Raw genomic sequence first — 12,455 nt, 5'->3', positions numbered from 1 at the left:
TGCCTAAAAAGCAACAATAAATGACCGAATTACAATCAATCATAGAGAAGGCTTGGGACAACCGAGAATTATTGAAATCAACAGACACTCAACAGGCGATCAGAAAGGTGATCTCTTTACTTGACGAAGGGACACTTCGCGTCGCCGAACCTACTCAAAGTGGCTGGCAGGTAAATGAGTGGGTGAAGAAAGGCGTGGTCCTCTACTTCCCTATTCAAAAGATGGAAACCATCGAAGCAGGACCGCTTGAATTTCACGATAAAATACCTTTAAAGACAGGCTATAAGGAAAAAGGGATCAGAGTGGTGCCACATGCCGTGGCGAGACATGGCGCGTATATTTCTTCGGGAGTCATTATGATGCCAAGCTATGTGAATATTGGCGCCTACGTGGATGAAGGAACGATGGTAGATACTTGGGCCACCGTTGGTAGTTGTGCACAGATCGGAAGGAATGTTCACCTTTCTGGAGGTGTTGGCATTGGTGGGGTCTTGGAGCCCTTGCAGGCAGCACCAGTGATCATCGAAGATGATGCCTTTATCGGATCGAGATGCATCGTCGTAGAAGGCGTTCGTGTTGGTACGGAGGCCGTTTTAGGAGCCAATGTAGTACTCACTGCCTCTACCAAGATCATCGACGTTACGGGAGACCAACCTTTAGAAATGAAGGGAGAAGTACCTCCAAGATCGGTGGTGATCCCAGGTAGCTACACCAAAAAATTCCCTGCGGGCGAATACAATGTGCCTTGTGCACTGATCATTGGCAAGCGCAAGGAAAGCACCAATAAAAAGACGTCGCTAAATGACGCGTTGCGAGAACATGATGTAGCGGTCTAAGAAGCAATAGCCTATGTTTTAAAACATGGGCTTTTTTATGTTACTGATCCAAACTGCTTTATATTTGCGATGCTAAAGACACGCTACCTTGCAAAAACTCTCAGCCTTAGTCATTACCTATAACGAGGAGGAAAACATCAGACGGTGCTTGGACTCGATCGCTTTTGCCGATGAGATCATCATCGTGGATTCGTATAGTACAGATACCACCTTGAACATCTTAAAAGATGAGTACCCGCAGGTAAAGGTCTTTCAACATAAATTCGAGGATTTCACCAAACAAAAGACATACACGTTAAGCCTAGCGAACAACGACTGGGTGTTGTTCCTCGATGCCGATGAAGAAGTTACCGTAGCACTCAGAGAAGAGATCTATGCAACTTTGAAGGACGACCAAAAGCCGCATGTTGCCTATTGGTTTTACCGACAATTTATGTTCAATGATAAAAAGCTTCGGTTCAGTGGTTGGCAAACGGACAAGAATGTGCGCCTATTCAGAAAAAGCAAGTGTCAGTTTGAAGGCGATCGCATCGTGCATGAGCAGCTTCAAATTGATGGCAGCCTTGGGAAATTCAAAAACAAGCTGATTCATTATTCGTATAGCGATTATGAAGACTACAAAAGGAAAATGATCAAATACGGCCAACTGCGGGCGCAAGAGGAATTCAGAAAGGGGAAGAAAAGCAACCTTTTCTTAAAGATCTTTAGACCTACATGGAAATTCTTTAACCATTACATTATTCGGTTGGGCATTTTAGATGGCAAGAAGGGAATCATTATTTCGCATTTGAATGCATTGGGTGTGCATTCGCGATATGTAACGCTTGCCAAACTCTGGAAGGAAAATAAAGCTACTTGACGAAGTTTGCTCTGTACCACGCCACTTGTTGTTTTAAGCCTTCTTCGAATTCGGTAGTGGGGTCGTAATTCAATAGTTTTCTCGCTTTATCAATGATCGCCGTGGTGCGCAGTTGATCTCCCGGACGCGGAGCCGTATGTTGGATCATCGCTTTTTTTCCGATGATCTTTTCGATCAATGCGATTCCTTCGCCAGTGGTAAATTCTTGATCCGAACCGATATTGAAGATCTCTCCATTGCAGATGGTTTCTTTTCCAATGACCGCAGCGAGTCCTTTTACGATATCACCCACGTAAGTAAAGCTACGCGAATGTTTTTCACTTCCTTGATGCAACGGAAACCTTGTTCCTTCAAAGATCGCCTTGATAAGCTTGGTATACAGCTTTTCTGGCCTTTCTCTTGGGCCATATACTGAAAAACATCGAATAGAGCACGTATTCATCTGTTTGGTCCTTGCCAAGCCGAGTACCAATTGTTCGGCGGCGAGCTTCGTACTTCCATAAAAGGATATTGGCTTTACTTCGGCCGTCTCCGGCAGCGTGGCTTCCAGTCCGTAGATCGAAGAGGTGGCGATGTTCACAAAAAGCTTGACCTCCGGATTGTATTTCAACGTCCAAGCTAACAGCTTTTGTGTGGCGAAAATATTGTTGTTCACATATTCTTCTAAGGATATATGAGCCGCGATACCAGGCTGTGCAGCCAGATGATAGACATAGTCAAATCCCGAAGGCAAAACAGCTTCGAGATCGTCATTTAGATTCGCTTCGATGATGGTCACCCCTTTTTCTCTTACTTGCGATGCATTCAATCGTTTCAAGCTAACATCGTAATAATCGTTGAAGTTATCCACGCCAACCACTTCATGACCTTCTGAAGCGAGATGCTCTGCCAAGTGCGACCCGATAAAACCTGCTACCCCTGTGATCAATATCTTCATGACCTGTCTTTCTTTTTTTGAAGTTTCAACAACTTGGCGTATTTCATATAAGAGAAAAATGCCTGTATCAATGCAAAGGTAAATCCATCTACCCCATTTAACACGCCCTTTTTGAAGAAATAGCATCGAAACCATGCCGCAAACCCATGGGTGAAAGGATCGAACCACTTGGCCTTCTTCCCTCTCGCTACCAATTCTTCGGCTTGCCAATCGGTATATTGGTTTTTCTTCGAAATGATCTGAAAGAAGCTATCCCATCCGTAATGATAGAGGTGTAATTTGGTGTCTTTGATATTGTTGGCCTGAATACGTTGATGTACTTTGGAGGTAGAGGGCGTTGCCGTTTGTTTGTTAAAGAAACGACAGGTGTAGTCTGGATACCAACCTGAGTAATTGACCTCCTCATCTCCCAAAAAGTTGCGCATCCGCAAATTGTAGGCATCGTGTGGAAGATCTAAATAAGCTTCACTCATGATGAATTGATAAGTGTCTTCGTCCAAACGTTCATCGGCGTCAAGATTGAGGATCCAATCGTTCTTACAGAATTGTAATCCATGAATTCGTTGCTTCCCATCCCCTAAAAATTCCTGGGAGATGACCTTGGCCCCTTTGGAAGTTGCTATCTTTACGGTATCATCCTTGCTGAATGAATCTACCACGATGACCTCATCACAGACTCGAAATAACGAATCGATGCAATCGCCAATATGTCGTTCTTCATTAAAACTGATCACCAATCCGCTGATAGCCATACGGTTCTGAATTTCGTTTAAAACATCACAAAGTCAACATAATTGGTTGAAATTGGTATATTTGCGCCAAATTGTGGCAAAGGGGTTACAAATAAACAAATTCCCCTTCAAAAAACATTTTGATGATTCCAAAAAAAATACATTTTTGCTGGTATGGTAATGGCAGCTACAATGACACCATAAAAAAATGCATCGCCTCATGGGAAGAGAAACTTCCAGATTATGAGATAAAGAAGTGGGACGAGAGCAACACCCCATTTGACAGGCTTCCGTTTTTGAAGTTACTGTACAAGCAAAAGAAATGGTCCTTTATCACAGACTATATGCGACTCTACTCTATCTATACTGAAGGTGGCATCTATCTTGATACGGACATTGAAATATTGAAAGACTTTGGAGCATTGCTAGAAGAAGAGGCGTTTGTGGGCTTTCAGACTGATCTTGAAGATTCGATATATCCGTTGAATTCGGCAGTGATCGGTGCCAATAAGGGCAATGAGTTTGTTTTGGATTGTATCAAGGAGACCGAACGTAAGCAACGACTCCATTTCAATGCGATGGGCGGACCACCCATTGTAAGCAACGTTATCTTAAAAAAATATGGCGTTGACGAATACAAGACGCAAACCGTAAATGATGTAAAGATCCTTACTACCGATTATTTCTTTCCATTTTCCTGGTTAGAAGAATATTCACCAGCGTGTATTACAGAAAACACGGTCTGTATCCATTGGTGGGAAGACTCATGGCGAAACAAGAAGAAAGGAGCATCCTATTACCTGGATAGTATAAAAAGAAAGTTGCAAAAGTTACCATTGCTTATTTCTGATCGTATAAAATATAAGATGCAAAAAGAGCGTTTTTATCATATCATTAACTTGACCTAAGTATGAACACCCCAAACACTTTTGTCGGCTCAACGATCTATAACATCTACATGTCTATTTTCAAGATAATTGTACAGAATGACTATGAAATAGACAAAAAGCAAGATAATTTGCTGATTCTTGTAGAGAATACACCCGAAATTGAAAAGCTCATCCCTAGTTTGGAAAAGTCGATCTTCTTCAGAAAAGTGATCATGATGCCTTGCCGAAAGACACAAGTTGCTCATATCGGAAAGTTCAATTATACCTTTAGAAAGAAACAGAAAATCACAGAATATATAGAAGAGACCTGTCCAGAGCTTAAAGAGGAGCAGGCATTTATCGAACAATCAGATATTTACTTTTGTGATACGGATTCTTCCAAGAATTATTTTTTCTTAAAATACCCCAACAATCGATTGCACATGATCGAAGACGGGTTTAAGACCTATCAGTTCGTCCCAAAATTGTCTGAAATGATCAAGAAAAAATACCTCACAAAATGTTTGGTAGAGAATGGTCATGGAGATGAAATCATTGCCGTACATGCACAAAACCCGGATCAACTTCCTTCTAAATTAAAAAATAAAGCTGTGGAGCTTAACACCAAGAAGATCGAGAAGTTGCTTTCCGATGAATTAAAACAAGAGATCTATCAACTGTTTATGTACGATACAGGCACCAAAGATTTAAACGGAAAATGCTCGTTGATCCTTACTCAGCCGTTATCGGAAGATGGTCTGGTAGCAGATGAACAAACCAAGATCGATATTTACAAGGATATTATCGAAAACATCTCGGCTTCCACCAAAGTGGTCATTAAAACACATCCGAGAGAAATCACTGCGTATCAAGTACATTTTCCTGATGCTATAGTTCTTCCTGCCTTATTTCCAATCGAGGTGTTATCTTTAAATGAGAAGGTTCATTTTCAGGATTGTTACACGCTATTTTCCACCGCCTTGGAAAATATGGACAACACTGACAAAAAGCACTACCTTGGAAATGATTATATCGAACACCTCACCAATGAGGACATAAAGAATCAAGTATTGGATTTCTGCCATGAAAGAAGCGATAGAGACTGCGTTAAGGCATCTTAAACAGGGAGACACCATACTCTACCCCACCGACACGGTATGGGGACTTGGTTGCGATGCCACCGATGCGGCCGCTGTAAGTAGCATATATAAGATCAAGAGAAGAGATGATAGCAAGGCGCTTATCTGTCTCGTTTCAGATGTAAGGATGTTACAACGATATGTCCAAGAAGTTCCGGCCATCGCTTTCGATATTCTTAAAAGTACAACCAAGCCCACCACCATTATCTACGACAACCCACGTGGCATTGCAAAGAATTTGGTCGCAGCCGATAACACTTTGGCCATTAGAATAGTCAAAGATGAGTTTTGTAGACACTTGATCGACAAGCTACAACGCCCTTTGGTTTCCACATCGGCCAATATAAGTGGAGATCCCGCACCTCAAAACTTCAAAGAGATCGACCCAGACATTATCAACAGTGTGGACCATGTAGTAGATTTGCATCGCGATAAAGTTGGTGGCAATCCATCTACCATCATTAAGTTAACCAATGATGGTGAAGTAAAGATCCTACGCAAATAGTTTTATTCGACACAAATGCACGATAAAAGTTAGTCTGAACTTTGAGCTTAGAATCTCACGAATAAATTCATGACAAACATAGTGCCCAATGTCTAAATGATCTAAAAGTTTCTTCTAACAGACTTGCAATTTTAGCAAACTTCCATAAAGACCTTTTAGATCATCAAAGAGTTATTCTATGATTAAAATAGGTTGTAAATTTGTGAAATCTTTCAAAATTCAAGAAAGAAATAGAGGATTTATGCATCCGTGGCAAAAATTAAAATGAATTATAAAGAAGCACTTCAAAAGAATATCTTTAACATCATAGCAAACGCGGCCGAAGATCTGGAACTAGAGGCGTATGTCATCGGTGGATTTGTGCGTGATTTTCTTTTAAAAAGAGGCAACGCTAAAGACATCGACATTGTAGCCGTTGGTAGCGGTATTCTTCTTGCCAAAAAAGTGGCCGACCTGCTCCCAGGAAAGCCCAAAGTGCAAGTTTTTAAGAACTATGGAACTGCCATGATCAAAACCGATGATGTAGAGATCGAGTTTGTCGGTGCCCGCAAAGAAAGCTACCGTAGCGATAGCAGAAAACCTATCGTTGAAGACGGAACCTTGCAAGACGATCAAAAGCGAAGGGATTTTACCATCAATGCGCTTGCGTTAAGCTTGAAGAAGGAAAACTTTGGAGATCTACTGGACCCTTTTGACGGCGTAGGCCACTTAGAGAGGAAGCTTATCAAAACTCCCTTGGATCCCGATATTACCTATAGCGATGATCCCTTACGAATGATGCGTGCCATCCGGTTTGCCACACAGTTGAATTTCACCATAGTGCCAGCCTCATTGGACGCTATAAAGCGTAACAAAGAGCGCATAAAGATCATTTCAAAGGAACGGATCGTCGATGAGTTGAACAAGATCCTAAGCACCCCGAAGCCATCAATTGGATTAGCATTGATGCATAAAACACAGCTCCTTCCCTATATATTACCTGAATTGAGTGCGCTTCAGGGCATCGATGAGGTAGAAGGGCAGCGCCACAAAGACAACTTCTGGCATACATTGGAGGTCGTGGACAATATTGCTGAAAATACCGATAATTTATGGTTGCGCTGGGCGGCATTGCTTCATGATATTGGAAAGGCACCAACAAAAAAGTTCAGTAAAAAAGTGGGGTGGACCTTTCACGGACACGAATTTGTAGGAAGCAAAATGGTCTATAAGCTTTTTAAGCGATTGCGAATGCCTCTTAACGAAAAGATGAAATTCGTGCAAAAAATGGTGTTGATGAGCAGTCGTCCGATCGTCTTGGCCCAAGACATTGTCACCGATTCTGCCGTTAGAAGATTGGTATTTGACGCTGGCGACCATGTCGATGACCTTATGACGCTTTGTGAAGCAGACATCACTACAAAGAATCCAAAGCGCTTCAAGAAATACCATAACAACTTTAAGATCGTACGAGACAAGATCGTTGAAGTAGAAGAACGTGATCATGTAAGGAACTTTCAGCCTCCGGTATCAGGCGAAGAGATCATGCAAACGTTCAATTTGAAACCTTCCCGAGAAATTGGAATGATAAAAGATGCGATCAAAGAGGCCATATTGGAAGGAGAGATCCCGAACGAATACGAGGCAGCGAGAGCATTTATGATAAGGAAAGCGGAAAAAATGGGGCTTAAGGCATGAGAAAATACTTCAGAAAAGCTGCAAAGACAGCATTGATACTCATATATCTGGTTATTGTTGCTGGGGCGGTAGTACGTATGACGGGCTCTGGGATGGGATGTCCGGATTGGCCAAAATGTTTTGGTTACTATATCCCTCCAACCGAAGAAACTGAGTTGCAATGGCGACCCAACCATTTTTATAAGGAAGGAAGAATTATCATCGTTGATGAGGAATTGAGGATCACACCAAAGGATTTCACCTCTGGAAATGTTTACAATGATAGCAATTGGGACAGCTATACCAAGCACGACTATGCCATTTTCAATCCACTGCATACTTGGATAGAATATGTAAACAGGCTCTTAGGAGCGCTCTCGGGAATTCCCATCCTCGTGATGGCTGTGCTATCCTTTTGGTTTTTCAGAAAGCAAAGGTGGTTGACGGTCGTTTCGTGGTTGACCGTCTTCGGAATGGGGTTTCAGGCGTGGCTTGGAAAAACCGTCGTGGATTCTAATCTAGCACCTTATAAGATCACTGTACACATGGTGATGGCATTGGTCATAGTGGCCATGCTTCTCTATCTCATCTACGTTACAAGGAGCAGCACTGCATCGATCAAATATGACGGGGTTTTTAGGAACGTACTCATCATAACCATTTTATTTACCCTTGGACAGATCATTCTTGGAACACAGGTAAGGCAGTATGTCGACGAACAGGTAAAATTCTACGGATACGATGCGCCTGAGGCGTGGCTGTCATACCCCACCTTCAAATTCTATTTTCATCGCTCTTTCTCTATCTTGGTGTTTGCCATGAATGCCTTCCTTTATTATAGGAACAGCAAACTTCAACTGGGATATCGCAAGATGAATTGGGTGATGCTTTTGCTTTTTATTGAGATCCTTAGCGGAATGGCCATGTATTATATCGATTTCCCATTTGGGTCCCAGCCGTTGCACCTTGTCATCGCTACCCTATTGTTTGGTGTGCAGTTTTATTTATTCTTAGAGTCGAGAAAAGCTGTTACATCTGTGGAAACTTTGTAAATTTGCGCATTTAAGTTTTTTAACATGATCTACCGCTTTAGAGTTATATTAGATACCGAAGAGGACATCTTTAGAGATATAGAAATTGAGGCTAACGCCTCTTTTGAAGACTTTCACAATAGCATTGTACAAGCTTTTGGGTTCGATGGTGGGGAAATGGCCTCTTTCTATACCAGTGACAACGATTGGAATCAGGGAGAGGAGATCTCTATGTTTGATACTGGTGAAGGCATGATCATGGAAGAAACTTCGTTGGATGCCATTGCCAACCGCGATAATACAAAGCTCATCTATATCTACGATTTCCTCAACATGTGGACCTTCTTCGTTGAACTCGCAGACATCGGTGAAAAACAGGCCGGACGGACCTACCCCAACCTAATGTTTGCGCATGGCGAATTACCCGATGCTGCACCAGAGAAACAATTTGAGACGGAGGAAGGTGATGTGAACAGTGAATTTGATGATCTAGGTCTAGATATCGATGATTATGAAAATCTAGATTTTGACGAGAATTGGAATTGACGGCGATAGACGAGATAAGGTATTCTTAAGCTGTCTTGGGCAGCTAGGTTCCTCTCAGAGTTTCTTACTCTAACTCAAGCTTTAATAATTAAATTAGATTCCTGCCCTTGCAGGAATGACAAAAATCAATACTGATGCTAAACTTATATCCATTAAATATAGAATCGCTTTCGATTCATAGAGTAGGCAACAGAAGTAGAAACGAGAACATCTTCTTATCTGCATCTCCATATCAACTCACCGATGAACTTACTCCCTTGATCAAGGATTATTTTTTTGGACCCTTCCGTACCAAAGAGGAAAACTATTTTCGCTTTAGCAATGAGGTGGACGTTGAGTTCAACCACCTGTACAATATTGTATCGACGGTTTTCGATGATCCCGATTCGATCCATGATAGCTCGAAAAAGATCGCTTCGCATTTATTTGAACAGTCGCAGCATCCGCATATTAAAGCTGGTGAGGTCTATGTTACCTATCTCACCAATGTGATGCTGGATAACGAAAAAGTAGATGCGATTGGGATATTCAAATCAGAATTGAAACACGATTTCCTTCAATTTGAGGAAAAAGAGAGCAATTTGGAAATGGTGTTGCAGCAAGGTATCAATTTGAACAAGCTAGACAAAGGGGCCCTTATCTTCAACACCAAAAAAGAAGAGGGCTATAAGATACTTTCGATAGACAGCAACCGCTATGATACCAAATATTGGTTAGAGCACTTTTTAGGAGTGGATGCCTTTGAGGACGAAAACTTTTTCACCAAAAAATATCTGAAATTTTGTCAAGATTTTGCCAAAGACGTAGTTCTGCCAGCCGAGGATAAAAAAGAAGAGGTGTTATTCATGAACCGGGCGGTGAACCATTTTGCCAAGAATGATGAGTTTGAGGAGACCAACTTCTTAAATGAAGTGATCGACAATCCCGACCTGATACCCGAATTCAAGCACTACAAGGTAGAGCGCGGCCCAAAGTATAGCATCGAGGATGTCTCTAACTTTCCCATTGCGAATAAGGCCGTATCTGCCGCCAGAAAGAGCATCAAAAACGTCATCGAATTAGACACGAATATTCAGATAAAGATGGATTTCATCAATCCTGAATCTGCCGAGAAGTTTGTGGAGAAAGGCTGGGATGAGGAAAAGCAAATGTATTATTATCTGGTGTACTTCAACAAGGAGCAGAAGTCGTAGTGTATATTTCTAAGTTTTAACGTACCGCATGTGAAATATCGACTGCTAGCTGCGACTGCCAACTGCTGACTTAAATTACCCTTGCAACAGGCGTTTCATATTGACGTCCTCATAATTTCGCTTTACAAACTCGAGGGCCGTACGCAGTAATTGCCCCATCGTTCTGCAGCGTTTGAATTTCATATCTAAAGTGTATTCATACAATTCGGCACGTAGTATCTTCACGTTTTCAAAGGGTGATATCTTATCCTTCACCATACACTTCAAAAGCTTCTTGATACGCTTGTCCGCCCCTTTCATCCTTTTGGCAATGACCGAACGCTCTTCTTTCTTGTACTGTTCGATCGAGTTGGCCAAAAGTTTATCCTGCACCATCATCACCAAAGTTGAATTCTCCTTGAAGAACTGCGGTCTATAGACCTTAAACTTCGATTCGTAGCATTGCTGATCAAAATCGATCGCCCGGATCCGATATACCACGTGGTCGAAATCGTGAACAGGCACTACCACATAATTATAGGAACGCATGTCGCCCAGCAGTCTGATCATACAGCGTTCGTTGAATTTAACGAACTCTTTGGCTATCTGTGATTTTTCGGTTTCCGTACACGCTGGCAAATAATCCTGAATGAAAACATCACCAGGGATGCCTGCAATATGCTCTTCGATCAAGGTATCGTTGAACACCAAAAAATTGAGATTGTAAGGTGAGAGCATATGTTCTAACTCTAAGCCGTATATTCGCGAAGCATCTGCTTTCTTGATATAGAAATATGTAAAATTGTCGTTGAGAATATTCCGTACTTTGACCCTAAAGGGTTTTGAATTGCCAAAAGTGCAATAATCAATAGCATCGATGTTGAGAAATGATATGATATCCTCGTTACCATCCGAATGGAAGATACTGTAAACCTGTTTTAACTCTCGGTCGATCTCCTCTCGTTCAAACTCATTGTAATACACACGTACCCAGAGCGTATCCTCATCATTTTTGTCTAGAACGGCCACAGAACCCGAGAATCGCAAAAGATCATCGTAGGAGATCGGTATATGGGTCGTCCTGTTATACTCTGACAAGTACTCGAAGAACTTTTCGCCCACCTTATAAGAGGGCTTTTTCTTGGACATCAACTTTTCATCACTCATTGGGTAAAGTTACTATCTTTATGTAACATTTTTCCATGCCCGTCGTCAACTTAGTATAACAATCTAAAAAAAACTTCATTGGAAACCATACTAACCATTGAAAATCTCACCAAGAAATATGGCTATGTGACTGCCGTAAAAGACCTTTCATTTTCGATTGAAAAAGGGAATGTCTACGGAATCCTAGGCCCGAATGGAAGTGGTAAATCGACCACCCTAGGAATTGTACTAAATGTTGTAAATCGTACGGCAGGAAACTTCAAATGGTTTGACGGCAACGTTTCTACCCATGATGCCTTAAAGAAGGTAGGAGCCATCATCGAACGGCCGAATTTTTATCCTTATATGACGGCTGTTCAGAATTTGAAACTGGTCTGTAAGATCAAAGATGTGCCGAATGACAAAGTAGAAGAAAAGCTCGAGATCGTTGGGCTCCTCGATAGAAAGGATAGCAAGTTCCGCACCTATTCCTTGGGAATGAAACAACGACTGGCCATTGCCTCTGCCCTTCTCAACGACCCAGAGATCCTAATACTGGATGAGCCTACGAATGGCTTGGACCCTCAGGGAATTCATCAGATCAGAGAGATCATTAAAAAGATCGCCGCCAATGGTACGACGATCTTGTTAGCGTCTCATTTGTTGGATGAGGTCGAAAAGGTATGCAGCCATGTGGTGATCCTCAGAAAAGGTGAAAAGCTATATTCTGGGCCTGTGGATGAGATGGTGGCCAGCCATGGGTTCTTCGAATTGAAGGCCGAAAATAATGATGTGCTGGCGCAGCTCTTAGAAAAAGACACTGCCTTTGGTTCGATCAAAACAGAAAACGGTACCATCACTGTTTTTTTGAATGAGCCTATGGAGGCCGCTGAATTCAACAAGAAAATGTTTGAGCAAGGTATTACGCTCTCACATTTGGTAAAGCGAAAAGAGAGCTTGGAAGAGCAATTCTTGACCCTTACCAAAAATCAGCAAAACTAAAAGTAAATCTGCGCGGGGAACATACA

Annotated in this window: 13 protein-coding genes; 10 read left to right on the top strand and 3 right to left on the bottom strand. The window is 41.9% G+C overall.

Annotation, left to right across the window (positions count from 1 at the left end; genetic code table 11):
- Window positions 1-20 precede the first annotated feature (20 nt).
- Window positions 21-836, top strand: a complete 816-nt coding sequence (locus ACFQ1M_RS03725; RefSeq protein ID WP_386404067.1) for a 2,3,4,5-tetrahydropyridine-2,6-dicarboxylate N-succinyltransferase — start codon at window positions 21-23, stop codon at window positions 834-836.
- Between the two features lie 88 nt (window positions 837-924).
- Window positions 925-1,695, top strand: coding sequence for a glycosyltransferase family 2 protein (locus tag ACFQ1M_RS03720; RefSeq protein WP_386404064.1), 771 nt, complete (start codon window positions 925-927; stop codon window positions 1,693-1,695).
- Here the strand turns inward: ACFQ1M_RS03720 and ACFQ1M_RS03715 are convergent.
- Together ACFQ1M_RS03715 and ACFQ1M_RS03710 are read right to left on the bottom strand one after the other, a co-directional pair.
- Entirely contained in the window at window positions 1,688-2,632 is a 945-nt protein-coding gene (locus tag ACFQ1M_RS03715; protein WP_386404061.1) for an NAD-dependent epimerase/dehydratase family protein, read from the bottom strand. The genes ACFQ1M_RS03720 and ACFQ1M_RS03715 overlap by 8 nt on opposite strands.
- Entirely contained in the window at window positions 2,629-3,384 is a 756-nt protein-coding gene (locus ACFQ1M_RS03710; protein ID WP_386404058.1) for a glycosyltransferase family 2 protein, read from the bottom strand. Before ACFQ1M_RS03710 ends, ACFQ1M_RS03715 begins: the two co-directional genes overlap by 4 nt.
- Before the next feature lie 122 nt (window positions 3,385-3,506).
- Here ACFQ1M_RS03710 and ACFQ1M_RS03705 point away from each other — a divergent pair, with 122 nt between their 5' ends.
- From ACFQ1M_RS03705 to ACFQ1M_RS03675, 7 genes are all read left to right on the top strand, one after another.
- Window positions 3,507-4,271, top strand: a complete 765-nt coding sequence (locus tag ACFQ1M_RS03705) for a glycosyltransferase family 32 protein (protein WP_386404055.1) — start codon at window positions 3,507-3,509, stop codon at window positions 4,269-4,271.
- Between the two features lie 2 nt (window positions 4,272-4,273).
- Entirely contained in the window at window positions 4,274-5,353 is a 1,080-nt protein-coding gene (locus tag ACFQ1M_RS03700; protein WP_386404052.1) for a glycosyltransferase family 52, read from the top strand.
- Window positions 5,316-5,876: an L-threonylcarbamoyladenylate synthase gene (locus ACFQ1M_RS03695; RefSeq protein ID WP_386404049.1), complete on the top strand. Its 561-nt coding sequence runs from the start codon at window positions 5,316-5,318 to the stop codon at window positions 5,874-5,876. Before ACFQ1M_RS03700 ends, ACFQ1M_RS03695 begins: the two co-directional genes overlap by 38 nt.
- Before the next feature lie 264 nt (window positions 5,877-6,140).
- Window positions 6,141-7,553 (top strand): CCA tRNA nucleotidyltransferase, encoded by a 1,413-nt coding sequence (locus ACFQ1M_RS03690; protein ID WP_386404045.1) that lies wholly within the window; start codon window positions 6,141-6,143, stop codon window positions 7,551-7,553.
- Window positions 7,550-8,584 carry a COX15/CtaA family protein gene (locus ACFQ1M_RS03685; RefSeq protein ID WP_386404042.1) on the top strand — a complete coding sequence of 345 codons (1,035 nt, stop codon included), beginning with the start codon at window positions 7,550-7,552 and terminating at the stop codon, window positions 8,582-8,584. Before ACFQ1M_RS03690 ends, ACFQ1M_RS03685 begins: the two co-directional genes overlap by 4 nt.
- 24 nt (window positions 8,585-8,608) lie before the next feature.
- Entirely contained in the window at window positions 8,609-9,109 is a 501-nt protein-coding gene (locus tag ACFQ1M_RS03680) for an IS1096 element passenger TnpR family protein (protein WP_386404039.1), read from the top strand.
- A 134-nt stretch (window positions 9,110-9,243) separates the two neighbouring features.
- Window positions 9,244-10,302 (top strand): nucleoid-associated protein, encoded by a 1,059-nt coding sequence (locus ACFQ1M_RS03675; protein ID WP_386404036.1) that lies wholly within the window; start codon window positions 9,244-9,246, stop codon window positions 10,300-10,302.
- A gap of 75 nt (window positions 10,303-10,377) precedes the next feature.
- On the opposite strand, the gene ACFQ1M_RS03670 is transcribed toward ACFQ1M_RS03675, so the two are convergent.
- Entirely contained in the window at window positions 10,378-11,448 is a 1,071-nt protein-coding gene (locus ACFQ1M_RS03670; RefSeq protein ID WP_386404033.1) for a hypothetical protein, read from the bottom strand.
- Window positions 11,449-11,526: 78 nt separating this feature from the next.
- Between ACFQ1M_RS03670 and ACFQ1M_RS03665 the strand changes: the two genes are divergently transcribed.
- Window positions 11,527-12,429, top strand: a complete 903-nt coding sequence (locus ACFQ1M_RS03665) for an ATP-binding cassette domain-containing protein (RefSeq protein WP_386404030.1) — start codon at window positions 11,527-11,529, stop codon at window positions 12,427-12,429.
- The last annotated feature ends 26 nt before the right edge of the window (window positions 12,430-12,455 follow it).

The sequence above is a fragment of the Sungkyunkwania multivorans genome (assembly GCF_042675645.1).
Lineage (GTDB): Bacteria > Bacteroidota > Bacteroidia > Flavobacteriales > Flavobacteriaceae > Sungkyunkwania > Sungkyunkwania multivorans.
The sequence above is the reverse complement of the archived record's forward strand: the minus strand, read 5'-3'. Positions and strand labels throughout refer to the sequence as shown.